The 21,777-nt window shown below is 72.4% G+C and carries 17 protein-coding genes and 1 tRNA gene; 7 read left to right on the top strand and 11 right to left on the bottom strand.

The window, feature by feature from the left end:
- Positions 1-156: 156 nt before the first annotated feature.
- Entirely contained in the window at positions 157-1,158 is a 1,002-nt protein-coding gene (locus tag Actkin_RS01615) for a LysR family transcriptional regulator (RefSeq protein ID WP_189208760.1), read from the bottom strand.
- Between the two features lie 159 nt (positions 1,159-1,317).
- Between Actkin_RS01615 and Actkin_RS01610 the strand changes: the two genes are divergently transcribed.
- Entirely contained in the window at positions 1,318-2,265 is a 948-nt protein-coding gene (locus Actkin_RS01610; protein WP_258905587.1) for a trypsin-like serine protease, read from the top strand.
- A gap of 34 nt (positions 2,266-2,299) precedes the next feature.
- Here Actkin_RS01610 and Actkin_RS01605 read toward each other — a convergent pair whose 3' ends face one another.
- Positions 2,300-2,815, bottom strand: a complete 516-nt coding sequence (locus tag Actkin_RS01605; RefSeq protein ID WP_189208762.1) for a gamma carbonic anhydrase family protein — start codon at positions 2,813-2,815, stop codon at positions 2,300-2,302.
- A gap of 24 nt (positions 2,816-2,839) precedes the next feature.
- Here Actkin_RS01605 and Actkin_RS01600 point away from each other — a divergent pair, with 24 nt between their 5' ends.
- Positions 2,840-3,847: an LLM class F420-dependent oxidoreductase gene (locus Actkin_RS01600; protein ID WP_189208763.1), complete on the top strand. Its 1,008-nt coding sequence runs from the start codon at positions 2,840-2,842 to the stop codon at positions 3,845-3,847.
- Here the strand turns inward: Actkin_RS01600 and Actkin_RS01595 are convergent.
- Positions 3,844-4,725, bottom strand: coding sequence for a hypothetical protein (locus tag Actkin_RS01595; RefSeq protein ID WP_258905586.1), 882 nt, complete (start codon positions 4,723-4,725; stop codon positions 3,844-3,846). The genes Actkin_RS01600 and Actkin_RS01595 overlap by 4 nt on opposite strands.
- 123 nt (positions 4,726-4,848) lie before the next feature.
- On the opposite strand from Actkin_RS01595, the gene Actkin_RS01590 reads away from it, so the two are divergent.
- Together Actkin_RS01590 and Actkin_RS01585 are read left to right on the top strand one after the other, a co-directional pair.
- On the top strand, positions 4,849-5,625 hold the full coding sequence (locus tag Actkin_RS01590; RefSeq protein WP_396122928.1) for a hypothetical protein: 777 nt from the start codon (positions 4,849-4,851) through the stop codon (positions 5,623-5,625).
- A complete protein-coding gene (locus Actkin_RS01585) occupies positions 5,622-7,262 on the top strand; it encodes a serine/threonine-protein kinase (protein WP_258905584.1) in 1,641 nt (546 codons plus the stop codon). The genes Actkin_RS01590 and Actkin_RS01585 overlap by 4 nt, the downstream gene beginning before the upstream one ends.
- Here the strand turns inward: Actkin_RS01585 and Actkin_RS01580 are convergent.
- Positions 7,234-8,109, bottom strand: a complete 876-nt coding sequence (locus Actkin_RS01580) for a LysR family transcriptional regulator (RefSeq protein WP_258905583.1) — start codon at positions 8,107-8,109, stop codon at positions 7,234-7,236. The two genes, Actkin_RS01585 and Actkin_RS01580, sit on opposite strands and share 29 nt — an antisense overlap.
- A 62-nt stretch (positions 8,110-8,171) precedes the next feature.
- Between Actkin_RS01580 and Actkin_RS01575 the strand changes: the two genes are divergently transcribed.
- The gene (locus tag Actkin_RS01575) at positions 8,172-8,513 is read left to right on the top strand and encodes a DoxX family protein (protein ID WP_258905582.1); all 342 of its coding nucleotides are present in this window, start codon (positions 8,172-8,174) and stop codon (positions 8,511-8,513) included.
- Positions 8,514-8,656: 143 nt separating this feature from the next.
- Complete coding sequence (locus tag Actkin_RS01570; protein ID WP_258905581.1) at positions 8,657-9,499, top strand: excalibur calcium-binding domain-containing protein; 843 nt, start codon at positions 8,657-8,659, stop codon at positions 9,497-9,499.
- 55 nt (positions 9,500-9,554) lie between these two features.
- Here the strand turns inward: Actkin_RS01570 and Actkin_RS01565 are convergent.
- Positions 9,555-9,628, bottom strand: a tRNA-Thr gene (locus Actkin_RS01565).
- Positions 9,629-9,772: 144 nt separating this feature from the next.
- On the opposite strand from Actkin_RS01565, the gene Actkin_RS01560 reads away from it, so the two are divergent.
- Positions 9,773-11,368 carry a hypothetical protein gene (locus tag Actkin_RS01560; protein WP_258905580.1) on the top strand — a complete coding sequence of 532 codons (1,596 nt, stop codon included), beginning with the start codon at positions 9,773-9,775 and terminating at the stop codon, positions 11,366-11,368.
- A gap of 215 nt (positions 11,369-11,583) precedes the next feature.
- Here Actkin_RS01560 and Actkin_RS01555 read toward each other — a convergent pair whose 3' ends face one another.
- The 6 genes from Actkin_RS01555 to Actkin_RS01530 all read right to left on the bottom strand — a co-directional run bounded on the left by Actkin_RS01555 (position 11,584) and on the right by Actkin_RS01530 (position 21,617).
- The gene (locus Actkin_RS01555; protein WP_258905579.1) at positions 11,584-12,771 is read right to left on the bottom strand and encodes a DNA polymerase III subunit delta'; all 1,188 of its coding nucleotides are present in this window, start codon (positions 12,769-12,771) and stop codon (positions 11,584-11,586) included.
- Positions 12,768-14,747 carry a bifunctional MFS transporter/dTMP kinase gene (locus Actkin_RS01550; protein WP_258907825.1) on the bottom strand — a complete coding sequence of 660 codons (1,980 nt, stop codon included), beginning with the start codon at positions 14,745-14,747 and terminating at the stop codon, positions 12,768-12,770. Before Actkin_RS01550 ends, Actkin_RS01555 begins: the two co-directional genes overlap by 4 nt.
- A gap of 243 nt (positions 14,748-14,990) precedes the next feature.
- Positions 14,991-17,813 carry a type I DNA topoisomerase gene (gene topA / locus Actkin_RS01545; RefSeq protein WP_258905577.1) on the bottom strand — a complete coding sequence of 941 codons (2,823 nt, stop codon included), beginning with the start codon at positions 17,811-17,813 and terminating at the stop codon, positions 14,991-14,993.
- Positions 17,814-17,885: 72 nt separating this feature from the next.
- A complete protein-coding gene (locus Actkin_RS01540) occupies positions 17,886-18,467 on the bottom strand; it encodes a hypothetical protein (protein WP_189208771.1) in 582 nt (193 codons plus the stop codon).
- Between the two features lie 81 nt (positions 18,468-18,548).
- Complete coding sequence (locus Actkin_RS01535) at positions 18,549-19,199, bottom strand: hypothetical protein (RefSeq protein ID WP_258905576.1); 651 nt, start codon at positions 19,197-19,199, stop codon at positions 18,549-18,551.
- A gap of 123 nt (positions 19,200-19,322) precedes the next feature.
- Positions 19,323-21,617 carry a sodium-translocating pyrophosphatase gene (locus Actkin_RS01530; protein WP_258905575.1) on the bottom strand — a complete coding sequence of 765 codons (2,295 nt, stop codon included), beginning with the start codon at positions 21,615-21,617 and terminating at the stop codon, positions 19,323-19,325.
- Positions 21,618-21,777 lie beyond the last annotated feature (160 nt).

The following is a 21,777-nucleotide window of genomic DNA, read 5'->3' as shown; positions in this document are numbered from 1 at the left end:
TCGCCGCCCGGCCCCCTTGCCTCCGGCCTCTCGCCGCCCGCCCTCTCGCCCTCCGACCTTCCGGCCCTCTCTCTCGGTCCCCTTCGGCCCGTTCGCCTCTCCTCTTCCCTCCTGCCTCTTCCCCCTCCCCCTTTCCCCCTACTTCCCCCTTCTCACCTACTTCGGCCGGCTGGGGCGGGGTAGGGCCAGGGCGGCGTCCAGGTCCGCATGGGATTCCGGGTGTTCGTCCCACCAGCGGGCGTATCGAGGGTTTCTGTTCACGATCGACCGATAAGCATGTGCCACGCACGCGAAAACCTCGTGTTTCCTGCCCGCCAACAACCCATCCGAGCGGGTCACCAGGACGACCGGTAGGCGTAGGGGGCTGTCGCGTAGGGGGCGGATCACGAATCCTGGGCCGCCCAAAGAAGCGGGCTGGGCCAGGCATACCGCCCCAGCCGCGCAGAGGGCCATCGCTGTCCTGGCCTCGGTGACGTGATGGGTGATGCGCGGGGTGAACCCGACGGATTCGCAGACCTCTCGAAAGCGCAGGCGCATGGCGTCCTGGTCGGGAGGCGGGACCACCCAGTCCATGTCCGCCAAATCCGCCAGTTCGACCTGTTCACCCGCCGCCAAGGGGTGGTCGGCGGCCAGGGCGACGAATTGGGGTTCCTCGACGATCGTGCGGATCTCGACGTCCGGCAGGGAGCGTTGTTCGAGGCCCTCGAAGCGTTCGAAGACCGCCAGGTCGGCTTGTTTGGCGACCACCAGGTCCAGCAGCGCCGGGCCCGAGCTGTCGATCTGCGTGCGCAGCTCCGAGCAGCGGAACCACGCGCGCAGCTCGCCGATCAGGGCGCTGGTGAACAGCATGGGGCTCGACGCCAGGACCAGGGGCGACTCCCCCGGCACGGGCGCATCGGTGCGGGCCGAGGCCATCAGGGCGGCCATGTCCTGCAGGACCACCTTCGCCGAGCGGACGACGCTGCGGCCGAGTTCGGTCGCCTCGCTGCCGTTGGGCGAACGGCGGAACAGCTCGCCGCCCAGGATGCGCTCGATGGAGCGCAGCTGGGCGGTCAGCGCTGGCTGGGTGACGCCCAGCCTGCTGGCCGCCTTGGAGACGCTGCCCTCCTCGGCGATGGCGCAGATCGCCCGGAGATGCCGCAGCTCAAGCTCTGCCATAAGGGCCATTGATACCCCGCTCGGATGTGATGCGGGTAATGCCAAGCGGCCATAGTGCGGATATCGGAGCCGACCGATAACGGATAGTCACCACCCTGCACTCACTCCCGCGCCCGGCGTCCCACGGGAGCACACGGGGGTGGAAAGGACACGCCAACCATGCGATTCGGCAAGATCGCACTGGGCCTGGCGGTCGCGGCGACCGTCGTTCTGGGACCGCCCGCCACCGCCACCGCCGCCCCGCCACCCGATGACGGCGCCGTCGCCCCAATGATCATCGGGGGCCGCCCGGCCAGCCAGGTCTACTCCTTCATGGTCTCCCTGCAATCCAGCGGGGGGCACACCTGCGGCGGCTCACTGATCACCAACCAGTGGGTCGTCACCGCCCGCCACTGCGTCGGCAGCCTCGTCCGGGCGCGCGTCGGCACCACGACGTGGAGTTCCGGCGGCACGCTCGTCGGGATCGCCTCGCAGCACCACACGCCCTCCGACGGCAAGGACATCGCGCTGGTCAAGCTGGCCCAGCCGGTGACGCAGGCGCCGATCCCGATCTCGGCGTCCGCGGGCCCGACCGGCACCGTGACGCGGCTGATCGGGTGGGGCCAGACCTGCCCGACGCGCGGCTGCGGCGGACCGCCGAGCACGCTGCAGGAGATCGACGTCAAGGTGCTCGCCTCCGGCTGCACGGCGGGCTATGACCCGGCCAAGGAGCTGTGCCTCGGCGACCGCCAGGGCACCGGCGCCTGCTACGGCGACTCCGGCGGCCCGGCCGTGCGCAACGTCGGCGGCCGCTGGGAGCTGACCGGCGCCACCAGCCGGGCGGGTCAGGGCCAGCCGACCTGCGGCCAGGCCCCGGCGATCTACATGAACGTCCCCGCCTACAAGAGCTGGATCGACTCGGTCACCGGCGGCACGACCCCGCCGGACGACCCGCCGGACCCGCCGGAGGGGTGTGATGGCGTCCCCGCGTGGAACGCCGAGACGCTCTACAGTCCGGGCGACGAGGTCTCCCACAACGGGCACCGCTGGGAGGCCACCTGGTACGTCCGCGCCTGGGAGCCCGGCAACAGCGCCTACGCGTACTGGACCGACCTGGGCGCCTGCTGATCCACCCGTGAGCCCCCGGCCCCGCGCCGGGGGCTCACACCTGCTCGATGCCGCGCGCGTGCCTGCGGGCCAGCTCCTGGTAGATCGCGGCGTTGTGGTCGACCCACACCTTGGGCGTCCCCTCCAGCGGCACCTGGCGCTTGGCGGGCACGCCCATCGCCACGACCTCCGGCGGGATGATCGTCGCCGGTCCCACCATCGCGCCCGCCGCGATCAGCGCGCGCTCGCCGATGACCGCGCCGTCCTGGACGGTGGCGCCGTTGCCGATGAGCGCGCCCGCGCCGATCGTGCAGTCGTGGATCACGCACAGGTGCCCGATCGTGGCGCCCTCCCCGATGTCCACACCCTGCTGGACGTGGACGACGGTGTTGTCCTGGACGTTCGCGCCCTCGCGGATGAGCACCGGGCCGAAGTCGGCGCGCACGACCACGCCGTACCAGACCGAGGCGTTCGCCTCGACCGTCACGTCGCCGATCAGCGTCGCGGTCGGCGCGATCCACGCGGACGGGTGGACCACCGGCTTCTTGCCCTCAAAGGAATACAACGGCATTACCACACAGTAATGTCATCGGGCATGAAGCTGGACTCCGGTGGTTACGCCGAGACCGTGTCCGAGGCGGCCGCCGCCGTCGCCGCCGCGGAGACCGCGGGCTACGACGGCGCGTGGGTGGCCGAGACCAAGCTCGACCCGTTCGTGGCGCTGGCCGTTGCCGCCGAGCGGACCAGCCGGATCGACCTGGTCACCGGCATCGCCGTCGCCTTCGCCCGCAACCCGATGACGGTGGCCGTGGCCGCCAACGACCTGCAGCTGCACTCCGGCGGCCGGTTCGTGCTCGGGCTGGGCTCGCAGGTCAAGCCGCACATCACCAAGCGCTTCGGCATGCCGTGGTCGCGGCCCGCGCAGCGGATGCGCGAGTTCGTGCTGGCCGTACGCGCGATCTGGGCGGCGTTCGAGACCGGCGAGCGGCCCGGCTTCACCGGCGAGTTCTACACGCACACGCTGATGACGCCGTTCTTCAACCCGGGCCCGAACCCGCACGGCAACCCCAGGATCTGGCTTGCCGCCGTCGGCCCGCTGATGGCCGAGGTGGCGGGCGAGGTCGCCGACGGGCTGCTGTGCCACAGCTTCAGCACCGAACGGTATCTGCGCGAGGTCACCCTGCCCGCGGTCGAGCGCGGTCGGGCCAAGGCGGGCAAGACGCTCGACGGTTTCGAGATCAGCGGGCCGTCCTTTGTGGCCACGGGCTCGACCGACGCCGAACTCGAGGCCGCCATCGCCGAGACCAAGAGCCAGATCGCCTTCTACGGCTCCACCCCGTCCTACCGCCCGGTCCTCGACCTGCACGGCTGGGGCGGGCTGCAGGACGAGCTGAACGCGCTGGCCAAGCGCGGCCGGTGGGCCGAGATGCCCGGGCTGGTGACCGACGAGGTCCTGCACGCCTTCGCGGTGGTCGGCGACCCGGCGACCGCGGCGGCGGAGATCGGCCGCCGCTACGGCGACGTCGTCCAGCGCATGACGCTCACGACGTCCGGCCCGCCGGACCCGCAGCGCTGGGCGCCGGTCTTCGCCGCGCTGCGCTAGGCGAAGCGGATCATCGCCGCGCCCGCGAGCACGAAGAACACGAGCACGACCAGCGCCGTCGAGCCGCCGCCGGTCGAGCTGGTGACGAGTTGGTCGACCGAGCCGGTGAGCACGACGCCGCACTCGGCGACCACCATGTGCCTGCCGGGCTCGACCCGGGTGAACTCGACGGCCGCGGTGAACGCGCCCTCGGCGTCGGCGGTGGTCTCGCCGACGGTCTCGCCCTTGGACGTGAGCCGCACCGTCGCGTAGGGCTCGCAGCCCTTCCCGCTGGCGGACAGCGGGTCGCCGGGCTGGATGGTCTCGCGGTCCAGGGTGAGGCCGCCGTCGTCGGGCTCGTCGGCGGTGGTGGCCGTCGTGGCCGGGGTGTCCGTTGTGGTCGGTGGCGTGGTGCTCGTCGTCGTCGGCGCGGTAGTGGTGGTCGTCGTGACCGGCGGGGTCGTGGTGGTCACGGGCGGACGGGTCACGACGGGCGGGCGGGTCGTCGTGGTGACCGGCGGACGCGTTGTGGTCGTGACCGGTGGGTTGGTTGTCGTCGGGATGACGCCGCGGACGGTGAACCGGGTGCCGGACTTGGCGTTGTAGCAATGGAGGCTGATCGGGTGCGTGCCCTGCTCGGCCTCGCGGGGCACGGGCACGCTGAACGCGCCCGAGAGGTCCGTGCGCGGCTGCTCGTACTCGCCGTACGCCCAGGACAGGTACATCGTGGTGCACGCCCGGGCCGGATAGGCGATCGTCCACTCGACCTGGAACGTGCCGCCCGCGGGTCCAGACGACGGCACGGCGCGCGCGGACAGGGTCGTCTGCTGCTGCGCGGAGGCGGGTGTCACAACCGCCAGCGCCACCATCACGACGGCGGCGGCAACCGCGATGCCCACGATGCGTCCTAAAGCGCGCACAGTCCACATCCCTTGTCCGTTGTCCGGAAAGCGACGCCCGGCGGGTCCCGGCCCGCTGTAGCATTCCGCCTCGTTCGGGCCCGTACCTACCGGGGGTCACCCATGGGACGTCTCACCGTCGTCGCGGTTGCGCTTGTGGGGATCTCCCTGATGGGAACCCCCGCGGCGGCGGCGCCGAGCGCGCCGCTGGAGGTCATCGTCACCGTCGACGGCGGCACCGTCACCGGCCGCACCGTCACCCTCGACCCGACCCGCCCTGCCGAGCTGCGCGTCACCGCCGTCAACCCGACCGGACAGGCCAGACAGGTGCGCGTCATCCGGGTCTCCGGTGTGGCGCTGGCGCTGACCTTCTTCGCCTACGACACCGCGATCCCGTTCGAGGTGCCCGCGCGCGGCGAGGCCACCCGCACCTTCCCGCTGGACGTGCGCGACCTCGACGGCCAGGCCATCGGCCTGCTCCCCGCCTCCGTCGAACTCCTCGACGACGACCGCGCGGTGCTCGGGAGCGTGGACACCGTCACCGACGTGCGCGGCTCACTGTGGTCGGTCTACGGCGTGTTCGGCATCGCCATGGCCCTGCTGACCGCGCTGACCTGGGCGAGCGCGCTGCTGGCGCTGGCCAGGCACCGGCTGTCCCCCAACCGCTTCCGCCGCGCGCTGCGCTTCCTGCCCGCGGGCGTCGGCACCGGTCTCGTCGCCGTGGTCACGCTGTCCGTGCTGCGGCTGGTCCCGCCGGAACCGGCCGTCGAGATCCCGATCGTGCTCGGCGCGGCCGTCATCGCGATGCTGCTCGGGTTCCTCACCCCGCACCCGGCGCCCGCGCCCGCCGACCCGGTCGACGGGCCCACCGTCGGGCTGACGACCAGGCCGCTGGCATGACCGCGGACGTGGGCGCGGCGCTGCCGCAGTACGCCGTCGGGAACAAGATCGGCTCCGGCGGCATGGGCGTGGTGTTCGAGGGCGTGCACCGCTCGCTGGGGCGCGCGGTGGCGATCAAGCGGCTGGTCGCGGGCGACCCGGACGTCAACGTCCGTTTCGACCGGGAGGCGCGGGTGCTGGCCAGCCTCGACCACCCGCACATCGTGCCGGTGTACGACTACGTGCAGACCGGGCAGGACAACCTGCTGGTGATGGAGAAGCTGGACGGCGGCACCGTCTACAGCCGCTTCCACGGCGCGGGGCTCACCGGCGAGCAGTCGTGCGCGATCGCGCTGGCGATGCTCGCCGGGCTGCACGCCGCGCACCAGGCTGGCGTGCTGCATCTGGACGTCAAGCCGAAGAACCTGCTGTTCACCTCGGCCGGGGTGATGAAGGTGGCCGACTTCGGCATCGCGCAGGTGGTCAGCGAGGGCGCGACGCTGGTGACGCACGGCGGCGAGGTGCTGGGCACCCCCGCCTACATCGCGCCAGAGCAGGCGATTGGCAACCCGCTCACCCCCGCCGCCGACATCTACGCGGCGGGCACCGTCCTCTATGAACTGCTGTCGGGCGATCTCCCGTTCGACCGGACCCGGGGCGCGGTCAGCATGATGCGCCAGCGCGTCTTCACCGATCCCCGCCCGCTGTCGGGCATTCCCGCACCACTGTCCACTGTGGTTATGCGCAGCCTCGCCCGCGACCCCGCCGAGCGCTATCGTGACGCCGAGGCGTTCGCGGTGGACGTCGCCGGGGCGGCGACGGCGGTGTTCGGCCCCGGCTGGCTGGACCGCGCGGGCGTGCCGGTGCACCTGGCGCCGCGCGTGCTGACGGCCATCACCCGGCAGTCCCGGCCCGACGCGCCGACGGTGGCGACACCGCCGATCCGCGGCGCGGCGCCGGAGCCGACCCGCACCTTCGACCCGCACGCGCTCAAAGGCATGCGGCCCGCGCGGGACCTCCTGCGCACCGCACCGTCGCCGCTGTGGCCGGGGCTGGTCGCCGCGTTGGCGCTGGTCGTCATGGCCGTCCTGCCGTTCCTGGCGGGCCCGACCGTCGACCATCCCACGATCCTCCGCGATGTCACCGTGAACGGCCAGGACGTCAGCGGTCCCGTCACCATGGACCTCAGCGAGCCGGTGGCGATCACCGGGGCGCCGCCGTCGTTCACGCTGAACGCCGCGGGCATCCCGCTCGGGTCGGTCGAGGCGGGCGAGCCGGGGCCGCTGCTGCGCTGGCTGGTCGGCGGCGCGGTCACCGGCGAGATCACCGAGGACGGGCGCGTCCAGGCGTTCACCGTGCTGACCCGTCAGCACCCGATGGCGAGCGCGATGGGGGCAGGGAGCCTGTTGCTGGCGCTGTTCGCGTTGGCGTACATCGAGTCCCTGGCCCGCGCGCTGCGTCGCGGTCACCGGCGGCCCGCCGCGCCGGTCGCGGCGGTCCCGCTGGGGGCGCTGCTCGGGGCGTCGGTGTGGATGCTGGTGTCCGCGCTGACCGTCCGCGAGCCCGTCGCGGGTTACGGGATCGGGGCCGCGGTGGCGGGCGCGGTGGCGGCGTCGGCGCTGGTGCTGGCTACGGCGTGGGCGGCGCGCAGGCGCTGACCGCCGCGCGGACGAAGTCGACGACGACCGGGTCCGCGTCGACGGGCCACGCGACGGCGACCTGACTGGGGCTCACGCCGATGACCGGCCGGTAGACGACGCCCGGACGCGCGTAGAACCGCGCCGCCGACGCCGGGGCGAGCGCGACGCCGTAGCCGTTGGCGACGGCCTGCAGCCAATCGTCGGGCTGGTCGGTGACCGCTCCGACGCGGGGCGGCCGGTCGCGTTCGTCGGTGGCGAGCCAGTAGTCGCGCCAGAGGCCCGTCTCGGCGGGGGCTGCGACGAAGGGCTCGTCCCACAGGTCGCGGAAGGCGATCTCGGCGCGGTCGGCGAGCGGGTGCGCGGCGGGCAGCACGACCCAGCGCGGCTCGGTGAGCAGGACCTCGACGCGGAAGCCGTCCATGCCGGGGAACGGCAGGCGCACCAGGGCGGCGTCGACGTCGCCGCCCGCCAGCCCCGCCGTCGGGTCCGACCAGGCGGCCTGCCGCATGTCCACCCGCCAGCCCGGCCGCGCCTGGCCGAAGCGCTCGATGATCAGCGGCGTGGCCTCGTTCGCCGCGCTGGCGAGGAACCCGACCCGCAGCACGCGCGCCGCGCTCTTGGTCTCCCGGACCGCGTCGTCCCACGCGGCGAGCACCGCGGGCGCGCGGTCGGCGAGCGCGCGTCCGGCGTCCGTGAGCGCCATGCCGGTGCGGGTCCGGTGGAACAGGCCGACGCCGAGCTCGTCCTCCAGGCGTCTGACCTGTTTGGTCAGCGCGGGCTGGGACACGAACAGGCGCCGGGCGGCGCGGGTGAGGCTGCCCTCCTCGGCGACGGCGAGGAAGCAGCGCAGCAGCCGCGTGTCCATTCCGGCAGGTTATAGCCGCAGGTATTGGACGTCATCGCCGCCCCTGGAGCAGAGTCGACAGCGTGTCCACCGCATACGTCGTCGTGGCGATCGTGACCGCCGCGGCCAACATCGCCGCCGCCGTCGCCGACTTCCTCCGTGCCGAGTGGATCGTCGGGAACCTGGCGAAGTACGGGCTGCCGGAGTCGTGGCTCGGTCCACTGGGGATCGCGAAGGCCGCGGGCGCGCTGGGACTGCTGGCGGGCCTGGTCGTGCCGGCGCTGGGCATCGCCGCGGCGGCCTGCCTGACGCTCTACTTCGCCGGGGCCGTCATCACCGTCGTCAGGGCGCGCTGGTACTCGCACCTGGTGTTCCCGTCGGTGTTCCTCGCGCTCGCCGTCGCATCCCTCGTCACCGCCTGGTAGGACAGTCCGCGGAGCAGGTCTATCCTGCGAGGACCGCCCGCCGGGGCACTGCTCCATTAGAGTGATACTTGACGGTTCAAGTAACGGTGGGTCGTCGACCTGTCGACCTCCCCCACGAGTGCACCCGTGCGCGAGGGGACCACATGACGAGAGCGCGCCCGACCCGTTCGCGACTGACCACCGCGACGGCCGTCGTCGGCGCGTGCGCCGTGGTCTGGCTGGGCAGCGACCTGAGCCGGACACGGCCCACCTCCGCACAGCTCACCCCGGCGAGGCCCGCCACCACGATCACGTCCCCGACCCCCACCACACCGTCCGCGCCGGCGAAAGCCACGGTGTCCCGGGTGGTCGACGCCCGAACCGTCCTGACCTCGGCGGGCGACCGGATCGTGGTGGCGGGCCTCGCCCCACCCGGCCCGTGCTGGGCGACCGCCGCCACCGACTTCGCCACCGTCACCCTGCTGGGCACGGAGGTCACGATCGTCGACCCGACCCCGATCCTCGCCGCCCACCTACCTGCCGAACCCTCCACCGACCCTGGCCGCTCCAGCACCCTGTCCGCCGACGACCCTGGCCGCGCCACCGCACTGTCCGCCGACGACGAAGTCAGCGCCGTCACCGCGGCCCTGACCCTCCCCGACGGCAGCGACTACGCCGCCACCGCCCTGCACCTGGGCCACGCCAAACCCACCCCCGACGCCGCCACCACCCACCACGCCGCCGCCACCGCCGCGGGCGCCGCCCTCCAAGGCCTCTGGGGCCAACCCTGCCTAGGCGACGACATCCTCCACGTCCAAGTCCCCCCACCCGCGCCGAACCCGACCACCGCGAACCGGACGCCCCCAGCCCCCAAGGGCGACCCCAGGAACTACTACCGCAACTGCGCCGCCGCCCGAGCCTCCGGCAACGCCCCCATCCCCCACGACGCCCCCGGCTACCGCCCGGCCCTCGACCGCGACCACAACGGCCTCGCCTGCGAGCGGTGAATCCCCCTGCCACGCAGAAGGCCCGTCCCCACGGGGAACGGGCCTTCGACCTGCGAGCCGCCTAAGGGAATCGAACCCTTGACCTGCTCATTACGAGTGAGCCGCTCTGGCCGACTGAGCTAAGGCGGCAGGTGGGGCCAAGTGTAGCGGGCTCACTCCATCGGGGGTGGGGGTGGGGTCGGGGGTGGGGGGTGCGTCACTCCGGCGGGGTAGCGTCGTTTACTTCTTGCGTGCGTCTGAACGCCGCGCACGTGGTGAGGGAGGGGCCCGAAGATGGATCGTCGTCTCCTGGCGGTGCCGATGTCGGTCGCGCTGCTGGTGCTGTGCGCCGGGCCGGTGGGCGCGCAGCCGACCACGCCGGTGCCCTCGCCCGCCAATCCGAGCGCGCCGCCGCCGAGTGCGCCGATCGGGCCGCAGCCGTTGGGGCACGCGGTGGGCGACGCCGGGACCGGGCTCGCGGTGATCCGGATCGCGCCGAACTCCCAGCCCACCGAGTCGATCATTCCGGGGGCCGAGGACAAGCTGCCGAAGCAGGCCGCCGTGGAGCTCGGGTTCGGGCTGGCCAGCGCGCAGGCCAACTCCGAGGCGTACCTGTCCTACGAGAAGGCGGTCGCGCAGGCGGCGCCCGGGGGCATCGCTGTGCAGGGCAGCAGCCCGCAGGCGCCCGGGTCGCTGGCGCAGACCGCGCCGCCGAACAACACCGAGCCGCGCGGCGGGGGCATCAACCCGCCGTCGACGCCGCTGGACACACTTCTCAAGATCGGCGTGCTCAACGGCAGGGTGCACGCCCAGTGGAGCGACACGCTCGGCCCCTGCGTGGACACCATCGCCGACGCCTCCACCGAGCTGGCGAGCCTGTCCGCGCTCAACGCCATCCCGACGCTTCCCAGCGCCCAGGACCTCTCCGGCGTGTTCGACGCGCCCAACCTCGACGCCGCGGGCGACAAGGCGCTCGTCGAGGGGCTCAAGGAACTCGGGGGGCCGCTGAGCACCCTCGGCGGTGTGCTGGGCGGGCCGGGGTCCACCGGGTCCGGGTCGCTGCTGAGCCTGCCGAACACGCTCTCCGCGCGGTCGGTCGTCAAGCTCGTCGACATCCCCGGCTCGAAGAACAAGGCCGTGCAGTCGACCTCGACGCTGCAGGTGGCGGCGGTGAAGCTGCTGGCGGGCACGCCGTTCGAGATCACCGTCAAGGTGGTCAGCCAGCCGACGCTGCAGGTCACCTCGACCGGCGACAAGGCGACCTCCACCGTCGCCTACACCGCGCCGGTGCTGGAGGTCACGCAGGGCGGCAAGAGCCTCGGCAGGCTGGACGCGGCCAACCCGAAGCTGGACATCCCGATCGGCATCCCGCTGCCCGGCGCGGACGCGCTGCCCGGCCTCAAGGACCTGCCGATCATCGGCGGCGTCCTCGGCGACGGCAGCCCGCTGGCCGACGCGGTGTCCGACGGCCTCAAGAAGCTCGACCTCGGCGTCCTGCGCCTGTCGGTGGCCGGGCTGACCCAGAAGGGCGAGCAGGCCACGACGCCGTTCAAGGGCTACCAGCTCGGCGCGTCGGCCCGCATGCTCGACCTGCAGGTCCTGCCGACCGACGCGCTCGGCCTGCCGAACCTGCCCTCCGCGCTGGCCCAGATCTCCCTCGGCGAGCAGGTCGCCCGCGCCTACGCCCCGACCGGCGGCGTGGTCTGCGGCACGGCGACCCAGCAGCCGCAGGAGCCGCCCGCGCCCGCCCCGCAGGGCAAGGCTCCGCCGCAGCTGGCCTACACCAACGCCGCCTACCACTCGGTCCCGATCTTCTGGACCGGCACCGCCCTGCTCCTGCTCGGCGTGATCATGGTGGCCGCACTGCCCGCCCGCAGGCGCACCCGCTGACGCGCTAGGCCCTCGGGTTCCGGCCTCGCACTGAGACCGCGGACTGAGACCGCAGGCTGAGACCTCGCGCTCAGGCCCGCGGCTCCGACCTCGCACCTCGTGCTGAGGCCGCCCCCGGTGGCTCGCCCTGCACCGGAGCCGCCCAATTTCAGATAACAGCATCATATGATCACACCATCTGGATGATGCGATCATATGATCAGATCATCTGAAACTCAGCCGCGGTAGAGGGCCGAGACCATCGCCTCCACCGCGATGCGCGGCTTGACGTTCTGCTCCAGCGCGTCCCGGCAGGCCAGCACGGCCTCCAGCCGCCGCAGGATGGACTCCGGGGGCCAGGAGTTGGCCGCCTGGGCCGCCGCCTCCGCGTGGTCGGGGTGGTTCAGCGTCGCCTCCGACCGCGCCCCGACGACCAGCGCGTCCCGGTAGAAACCCGCCAGGTCCACCAGCGCCAGGTCCAGCGAGTCGCGCTGCGTACGAGTGGCGCGGGACCGCTGCCGCCTCTCCAGGTCCTTCAACGCCCCCGCGCTGCCCCGGGTCGCCGCCGCCGCGCCCTTGCCGGTGCCGCCGTGGCCCATCGCGGTCCGCAGGGCGTCGCGTTCGACCTCGTCGCGGCTGGCCGAGACCTCCGCCGCGTCGGCCTCCGCGGCCTTCACCAGGTCGTCGGCGCTGTCGAAGACGTGCGTCAGCGTCGGCAGGTGCAGGGGGATGCGCAGCACCCGCTCCCGGCGCTCCCGGGCCGCCGGGTCCGTCGCGAGCCTGCGCGCCCGGCCGACGTGCCCGCCGCAGACCGACGCCGCCCACCGGGCCGTCTCCTGGTCGACGCCGTCCCTGCGGTACAGCACCTCGGCGATCGCGTCCGCGGCCGGGGTGCGCAGCGGGACAGCGCGGCAGCGGGACCGGATGGTGACCGACACGTCGTCGGGGTGGTCCGACGGCGCGCACAGCAGGAACACCGTGCGGGCTGGCGGCTCCTCGACGGCCTTGAGCAGGGCGTTCGCCGCGCCCTCCGTCAGCCGGTCGGCGTCGGTGATGATCACGACCTGCCAGCGGCCGCCGGTCGGGCGGCGCGCCGCGGTCTGCACGAGCGCGCGCATCTCGCTCACCGAGATCGACAGGCCCTCCGGCTCCACCACCCGCACGTCGGCGTGGGTGCCCGCCATGCTCGTCCGGCAGCCGGAGCACTCGCCGCAGCCCGCCTGGCCGGTCGTGCACTGCAGGCCAGCGGCGAACGCGCGCGCCGCCACCGAGCGCCCCGAGCCGGGCGGGCCGGTAAACAGCCAGGCGTGCGTCATCCCGGCAGCGTCGCCGGTGCCGTCGACGAGCGCGGCGGCCGCCCGGGCCGCGGTGCTCAGCGTGGCCACGGCCTCCGGCTGGCCCACGAGCTCGGACCAGACCGTCATGCCGCGTCCGTCGGGACGGGGAGCAGGTCGCCCAGCTTGCGGTCGGCCAGCGCGGACCGCACGGCGACCCGCACGCGCTCGGCGACCGCGTCCTCCGGGCCGTCGCCGTCGACGACGATGTAGTGGTCGGGGTCGGCAGCGGCCATGTCGGTCAGCAGCTTCTGCACGTGCCAATGATGCTCGGTCGCGGGCGAGCGCGGCGGCAGGGTGCCCGGCTCGCGGTCCAGCAGCACCGTCAGGTCGGGGCGCAGCCGCGAGGTGGCCCAGTCGGCCAGGCCCTCCAGCTCGGCGGTGTCCAGGCCCGCCTTGGCCGACAGGTAGGCCAGCGGGCTGTCCACGAACCGCTCCAGCACGACCAGCGCGCCCCGCTCCAGCGCGGGCCGGATCTCGCGTTCCACCAGGTCGGCGCGCACGGCGGCGGCGACAAGGGCCTGGGCGCGGGCGCTGGAGAGCTGCGCGCCCGTCAGCACGGCCCGCAGCCTGCCGTCGTCCAGCGCGGGGTCCTCGGCGAGCAGGATCTCCTTGCGGCCGGGCTTGCGCAGCCAGTCGACCAGCAGCTGGGCCTGGGTGCTGGTGTCCAGCCCGGCGGCGCCCTCGACGGCGATGAGCAGCCCGGTCGTGCGCCGCGGCGACCGGCGCAGCGTCGCGAGCAGGTCGGTGAGAATCTTCTCCGAGCGGCGGTCGTCCATCTGCCGGTAGGCCACCACGCCCACCAGCGTGGCGATCACGCCCGCGCCCAGCAGCACCGGACGCGTGCCGTCGATGAGCATGTCGCGCCCGAACAGGCTCACCTGCCGAGGACTGACCAGGCCGACCAGCACCGGCGTCGCCGCCATCGCGCCAGCCAGGATGATCTTCATGAGGGACTGGTACACGGCGTTGATCCGGCCGCGGATGGCGTCCTCGACCTGCGTGCCGATGATGGTCACGCCGGTCAGGAACGCCGCGCCCGCGCCTGCGCCGAGGACCGACACCGCGATCAGGGACACGATCAGGTGCGGCGACAGCGCGATGACCGACAGCACGATGCCCGCGATCACGATCGCCACGCCGAAGAGCCGGTTGTGCGGCAGGGTGCGGGCCAGTTTCGGCGCGCCGCCCATGCCGGTGGCCAGGCCGATGAACAGCGCCACGAACAGCCAGCCGAACGCCGACTCGCCGCCGCCGAGGCTGTCGGCGTAGAGCTTGGCCGACCCGATGAGGGCGCCCGCGGCGGCGAACGCGCCGATCATGCCGATGAGCAGGCCGCGCACCAGCGGCGTGGTGCGCACGAAGTGGGCGGCGTCGCCGATCATCGCGCGGAAGCCCGGCTTGGCCTCGGTCTCGGCCTGGACCGTGTCGTCCGCCCGCCGCGACAGCTCGGGGATCCGCGTCGCGATGATGATCGCGCTGGTCAGGTACAGCGCGCCGTTGAGCAGCAGGATGATCTTGGCGATGCCGAACCCGGACGGGTCGAGGTGGAACGCCGAACTGGTCCCGGTGATCAGCGCGTAGAGCCCGGCGCCGCTGATGACCGCGATGCCGTAGGTCATCACCATGCCCAGCTGGTTGGCCGTCTCCACCTGGTCGGGGCGGCGCAGCAGGTTGGGCACCGCGGCGTCCTTCGACGGGATCCACAGCAGCGCGCAGCAGCCGATGAGGAAGTTGCCGATGAACAGCCACAGCGGCGAGCCGACCACCGCGATCGAGACGAACAGCCCGCAGCGGGCGACGTCGGCCAGCGCCATCACCTTGCGCCGGTCGAACCGGTCGGCGAACAGCCCGCCCAGCGGCGCGAACAGCAGGCCCGGCAGCAGCTGCGTCAGCACGACGCCCGCGAAGGCGAAGCTCTGCGCGCGGTAGTCGTCGAGGAACGTCGTGACGAGCCCGGTCAGCGCGAGCAGCGAGAGCCAGTCACCCGTGCTGCACAGGTAGGTGACGCCCCACAGCCTGCGGAAAGGCCGGATGGACAGCACGCTGCGCACGCGGTGGGCCATCGACGCCTCGGCGTCGGCGTGGCCCACCACCTGCCCGTTCAAGCCTGCGCTGATCGCCCTCCACCCCAATCCACACCGACGGCGTCCCAGCGTAACCACCTGGCCTGCGCCGTTCAGGTGACGCTGGCGTGGTTTGTCCAGGTTAGCCACCCGGCCGCAGGTCGGGGGTGACTTTCGGTAAAACCCGTCGCCCGGGCGCCTGACTGGGATTGTCCTGGACCGGCGCCCGGCGCACCGGGCGAATCAGGCCTTCGACTTCGCCGTGGACTTCTTCGCCGTCGACTTCGCCGCGGTCTTCGCGCCGGTCTTGGCCGTCGACTTCGCCGCCGTCTTGGCCGGGGTCCGCCGGGTCGGGGTCCGCTTCGGGGCCGGTCCCTTGGCCCGCTTCTCGGCCAGCAGCTCCGAGGCGCGGTCCACCGAGATCGTCTCGACGCTGTCGGACTTGCGCAGCGAGGCGTTGTGCTCGCCGTCGGTCACGTACGGGCCGAACCGACCGTCCTTGATCACCATCGGCTTGCCCGAGACCGGGTCGGGGCCCAGCTCGCGCAGCGGCGGCTGGGCGGCGGCGGCGCGCCTGCCGCGCTGCTTGGGCTCGGCGTAGATCTTCAGCGCCTCGTCCAGGGTGATCTCGAAGATCTGCTCCTCGCTGGTCAGCGAGCGCGAGTCGGTCCCCTTCTTCAGGTACGGCCCGTAGCGGCCGTTCTGGGCGGTGATCTCCTCGCCGCTGGCCGGGTCGGTGCCCACCACGCGCGGCAGCGACATCAGCCTGAGCGCGTCCTCCAGCGTCACCGTGTCCAGCGACATGGACTGGAACAGCGAGCCGGTGCGCGGCTTGGCCTTCGCCTTGGCCTTCTTCTTGCCCGGCTCGGGCTCCTCCTCCGGCAGCACCTCGGTGACGTACGGGCCGAAGCGGCCGTCCTTGGCCACGATCTCGTGCCCGGTCACCGGGTCGGTGCCCAGCGAGCGGCCCTCCATCGGCACCGAGAACAGCTGCTCGGCCACATCGGGGGTCAGCTCGTCCGGCGGCAGGTCCTCGGGCAGGTTGGCCCGCTGCGCCTCGCCGTCGACCTCGCGCTCCAGGTACGGCCCGTACCGGCCGACCCGGACCACGACCGGGCGGCCCTCGGTGTCGGTGAACACCGGGATGGAGTTGACCTCCTTGGGGTCGATCTCCTCCACGCCCGAGCCGACCAGCTTCTTGAGCCCGCCGGAGCGCCCGACCGAGCCCTCCGGGCCGACCGGGCCGCCGAAGTAGAAGCCGGACAGCCAGGTCGTGCGCTCCTGGTCGCCCACGGCGATGCGGTCGAGCTCGTCCTCCATGGCGGCGGTGAAGTCGTAGTCGACCAGCCGCTCGAAGTGCTGTTCCAGCAGCCCGACCACGGAGAACGCGATCCACGACGGGACCAGCGCCGAGCCCTTCTTCCACACGTAGCCGCGGTCCTGGATCGTCTTGATGATCGAGGTGTAGGTCGACGGGCGGCCGATGCCGAGGTCTTCCAGCTGCTTGATCAGGCTCGGCTCGGAGTAGCGCGGCGGCGGGCTGGTGGCGTGCCCGTCCGCGGCGAGCTCGGCCGCGGTCACCGGGTGGCCCTTGGCCAGCCGGGGCAGCCTGCGCTCGGCGTCGTCGGCCTCGCCGCCGGTCTCGGTGTCGACCGACTCGACGTAGGCGCGCAGGAAGCCCGCGAAGGTGATCGTGCGGCCGCTGGAGGAGAAGACGCACTCCTCGCCGGAGGCGGCGTTGCCGGTGATGCGCACGGTCATCGTGGTGCCGCGCACGTCGGCCATCTGGGAGGCGATGGTGCGCTGCCAGATCAGCTCGTAGATGCGGAACTCGTCGGCCTCCAGCTCGCGCGCGACCTCACCCGGGGTGCGGAACACCTCGCCAGCGGGGCGGATGGCCTCGTGCGCCTCCTGGGCGTTCTTCACCTTGCGCGTGTACTGGCGCGGCTGCGGCGAGACGAACTCGCCGCCGTAGAGCTGGGTGGCCTGGGCGCGCGCGGCCTGGATCGCCGTCTCCGACAACGTCGTGGAGTCGGTGCGCATATAGGTGATGTAGCCGTTCTCGTACAGCCGCTGCGCCGCGCGCATCGTGCGGTCGGACGAGAAGCGCAGCTTGCGGCCCGCCTCCTGCTGCAGCGTGGAGGTCATGAACGGCGCGTACGGCTTCCGCGTGTAGGGCTTCTCCTCGACGCTGGTGACCGTCAGCGCCGCGCCGCGCAGGCCCTCGGCGAGGCGGCGGGCCTCGGCCTCCTCCAGCAGCAGGACTGCGCCATCTCCCCTGGGGCTACCGCCCTTCAGCCGCCCGTCCGGACCGAAGTCCCGGCCGGTGGCCAGGCGGGTGCCGTCGACCGACAGCAGCCGGGAGCCGAACGTGCGCGGCTCGGCGTCGGCGCCCGCGTCCAGGGTCGCGGAGATGTCCCAGTACGAGGCGGACACGAACGCCATGCGCTCGCGCTCGCGCTGCACGACGATGCGGGTCGCCACCGACTGCACGCGGCCCGCCGACAGCCGCGGCATGACCTTCTTCCACAGCACGGGGCTGACCTCGTAGCCGTAGAGGCGGTCGAGGATGCGGCGGGTCTCCTGGGCGTCGACCAGGTCGCGGTCGAGCTCGCGGGTGCTCTCCGCGGCGGCGCGGATGGCCGACTCGGTGATCTCGTGGAACACCATCCTGCGGACCGGCACCTTCGGCTTGAGCGCCTCCAGCAGGTGCCAGGCGATGGCCTCGCCCTCGCGGTCGCCGTCTGTGGCCAGGTAGAGCTCGTCGACGTCCTTCAGCAGGCCCTTGAGCTCGGTGACCGTGGACTTCTTGTCCGGGGTGACGATGTAGATGGGCTCGAAGCCGTTGTCGACGTTGACGCCGAGGTTGGACCAGGCCTTGCCCTTGAACTTCTCCGGCACCTCGGCCGCCTTGCGGGGCAGGTCGCGGATGTGGCCGCGGGAGGACTCCACCACGAAGTCGCGCCCCAGATAGGAGGCGATCTTCTTGGCCTTGGCCGGGGACTCGACGATCACGAGCCGCCGCCGTCCACCCCCGGCGCTGCTGTTGGTCTTCGTTCCGGCCACGGATCCCGCTCTCTCTGTTACCGCTCGACAGCCTGAGTCCCTACCACCCTGCCATCGGCCACCAATACACGTTCATGACACCACACGCATCTCCGTGCCGGTGGGCCACTGTGCGTCGCACCCTAGTCCCGGAGAGCGACCCACGAGTTCCCCAAGCCGGGCGAGCCTACGCCGTCCCCGGATGCGCAGGCCGCCGGAATACGCCGAAGCGGGCAGGCCGCACCGGCCGAGGGCGGCCACCAGAGCGTCCCGAGTATGCGGCGCGAGCCCGTCGGTGCCGAGCAGGTACCCCCCGTCCGTCCAGCGGCCTGCCGCCAGCGTCCACAGCCGCAGGGTGTTGCCGTCGGGGGTGAAGTCGTCCGGGACGCGCTTGCGCTGACCCCACTCCAGCGCGAGCGGCGCCAGGTCGGCGCGGAACGCGGTGCGCAGCTCAAGCTCGCCGGTGTACTCGCAGATGTGCCTGCTGACCGCGACCCCGCGCAAGCCCAGGGCGCTGACCAGCGCTTTCGCCCGCGCCTGACCGGCGACCGGGACGGTCAGCCGGGCGGTGCCCCTGGCGAAGAGGCGGATCCGGCCCGGCCCGCAGAGCAGCCCCGCCAGGTCGGCCATGGCAGGGGTCGACGCCTCGGCGGAGTAGAAGGACAGCTGCTCCACGGCGGCCAGGTTAGAACAGAAGTTCGACCAGCGGAAGCGTCGGCGACCACGCAGCGCGGTCGCCTCGTCACGTGGCGAACGTCACGAGGTCGGGGTCGGGGTCGGCGGTGCCGAGGGCGTCGGCGACCCGGTCACGCTCGGCGTCGTCGAGCCGGACGGGTCGGAGCCCGCGAGCGTGCGGCAGGACGGGGCCTTCTCGAACGCGGCGTCGAGCTCTTCGTTGCCGCGCAGCCCGGCCATCGGGTTCTCCAGCTCGGAGAGCCGCTGCAGGTCCTCGCCGACGTTGGTGAACGCCTTCTGGAACGCCGCCTGGTTGCTGACGTCGGCCGCGGCGAGCTCGGTGCGCGACTGCTCGACCTGCGTCTTGGCCTCCTGCAGGGTCTGCATGGCCCGGTCGGCGGCGACCTCGCCGTCGGGCACCGGCGGCGCGCCAGCGTCGCGGATGGCCGCTGTCATCCGATCGAGCGCGGCGACCAGCGTGTCGAGGTAGGCGACGAGGTTGGTCTTGGCCGCCTTCGGGTCGTTCGGGTCGATGTCCGGCCCGGCGCTGAGCTTCTTCACCTCGGGCGCGACCGACGAGCAGACCCGCTCGGCCCACGCGACGGCGTCGCCGGTCGTCGTGGTGGTGGTCGCCGGGGGCTGCGGGGCGGGCTCGGGCGCTGCGGGTTCGTCGTTGCCGCACCCCGCCAGGACCAGAGCGAGGGCTGCGGCGATCAGGGGGCGGCGGACCATGGCGGGGCTCCTCGGGCTGCTCGGGTCGGCGTCGCCGATCCTTCCACGCGGCGCAGCCGCCCGCAGGCCGAATAGCGCAGGGCAGGCTCAGCCTTTCGGCTGAGCCTGCCCCGGCGAACAGCGTCAGGACACGCCGTTGGAGACGGGCGTCTCCGCCGGGGTGTCGGCGATCGCCGTCGTGCGCCGCTTGGAGACGACGACCGCGACCACGATCAGCGCGGCGGCGACCAGCGCGATGGCCAGCCGGACGCCGGTGGAGGCGTCCGCGCCGACCGACAGGCCGACGATCGCGGGCGCGATCAGCACCGAGACCAGGTTCATGACCTTGATCAGCGGGTTGATGGCCGGGCCCGCGGTGTCCTTGAACGGGTCGCCGACGGTGTCGCCGATGATCGTCGCCTCGTGGGCTGGCGAGCCCTTGCCGCCGTGGTGGCCATCCTCGACCAGCTTCTTCGCGTTGTCCCACGCGCCGCCGGAGTTCGCCAGGAACACCGCCATCAGCGTGCCCGCCGCGATCGCGCCGCCGAGGTACCCGGCCAGCGGGCCGACGCCGAGGCCGAAGCCGACGGCGATCGGGGCCAGCACGGCGAGCAGGCCGGGGGTGGCCAGCTCGCGCAGCGAGTCGCGGGTGCAGATGTCGACGACCCGGCCGTACTCGGGGCGGGTGGTGCCCTCCATGATCCCGGGGATCTCGCGGAACTGGCGTCGGACCTCGAAGACGATGGCACCCGCCGCCCGGGTGACCGCGTTGACCGCCAGGCCGGAGAACATGAAGACCACGGCGGCGCCGATGATCACGCCGACGAGCACGTTCGGGCTGAACACTGTGAAGATGTCGTTGGAGAACTCGTTCTGCGCCTTGGCGAACGCCGCCTTGATCGCGTCGAGGTAGGACCCGAACAGCGCCGTCGCGGCCAGGACCGCGGTGGCGATGGCGATGCCCTTGGTGATGGCCTTGGTGGTGTTGCCCACCGCGTCGAGCTCGGTCAGGATCGCCGCGCCCTCGCCGTGCACGTCGCCGGACATCTCCGCGATGCCCTGCGCGTTGTCCGACACCGGGCCGAAGGTGTCCATCGCGACGATGACGCCGACGGTCGTCAGCAGACCGGTGCCCGCCAGGGCGATGGCGAACAGCGCGACGGTGATCGAGCCGGAGAGCAGGAACGCGCCGTAGACCGCGCCGCCGATGACCAGCGCGGTGTAGACGGCGGACTCGAAGCCCACCGAGATGCCCGCGAGGACGACGGTGGCCGGGCCGGTGAGCGCGGTGCGGCCCACGTCCTTGACCGGCTTGTAGTCGGTGCCGGTGAAGTAGCCGGTGAGCCAGAGGATGATGCCGGCCAGCACGATGCCGATGATCACCGCGACCGCGGCCACCAGCGCAGGGCTGCCCGCGATGTTGGTCTCCGACGCGCCGGTCAGCTCCGAGAACGAGGTCGGCAGGAAGATGAACGCCGCCGCCGTGCACAGCACCGCCGAGACGAGCGCGGAGATGTAGAAGGAGCGGTTGATCGCGGTCAGGCCGCTCTCCCCCGCCTTCGCCTTGGTGATGTAGACGCCGAGCATCGCGGTCAGCACGCCGAGCGCGGGGACGATCAGCGGGAACAGCAGGCCCTGCACGCCGAACGCGGTGCTGCCCAGGATCAGGGCGGCGACGAGCATGACGGCGTAGGACTCGAACAGGTCCGCGGCCATGCCTGCGCAGTCACCGACGTTGTCGCCCACGTTGTCGGCGATGGTCGCGGCGTTGCGCGGGTCGTCCTCGGGGATGTTCTGCTCGACCTTGCCGACGAGGTCGGCGCCCACGTCGGCGGCCTTGGTGAAGATGCCGCCGCCGACCCGCATGAACATCGCGATCAGCGCGGCGCCGAAGCCGAAGCCCTCCAGCACCTTCGGGGCCATGCCGGTGTAGACGAGCACGACGACCGCGGCGCCGAACAGGCCGAGGCCGACGGTGGCCATGCCGACCACGCCGCCGGTGCGGAAGGCGATCCGCATGGCCTTCTCCCGGCCGCCGTCCTCGACGGACGCCGCGGCGACGCGCAGGTTGGCCTGGGTGGACAGCCACATGCCGAGGTAGCCGATGGCGAAGGAGAACGCCGCGCCGACCAGGAAGAACAGCGACCGCCCGATCAACTCCGCCGTACTGTCCGCGGGCAGTGCGAAAAGCAGCAGGAAGACGATGCTTCCGAAGATCAGCAGCGTGTTGCGCTGCCGCTTGAGATACGCCGCCGCGCCCTCCTGCACCGCCTTGGCGATGTCCTGCATCTTGGCGGTTCCCTGACCTGCGGCCAGAACCTCCTTGAGCAGCACATACCCGACGGCAAGAGCGGCGAGGGCGATCACGGCGACCACGACGACGACACCGCGATCAGCGCCGGTGAGCGTCAGGTCCGCCGCGAGGAAGTGCCCTTGCATCCGTCCTCCTGTTGATCTGCCTGTTCCGGAGCCGACGTCTGCTGGACCGACTCCGTTACCGACGTGTGCACCACCACATTCAGTGGGATGGGCGCGGAGTCTATTGGTAAAGCAGTTCCGACTCGCCAGCCGTCCCGCACCGTGCACGGTCTGTAGTGGT

It is taken from the genome of Actinokineospora sp. UTMC 2448, from assembly GCF_024760565.1.
Taxonomy (GTDB): domain Bacteria; phylum Actinomycetota; class Actinomycetes; order Mycobacteriales; family Pseudonocardiaceae; genus Actinokineospora; species Actinokineospora fastidiosa.
Note: the sequence above shows the minus strand (reverse complement) of the source record. Positions and strands in the feature narration are given on the sequence as shown.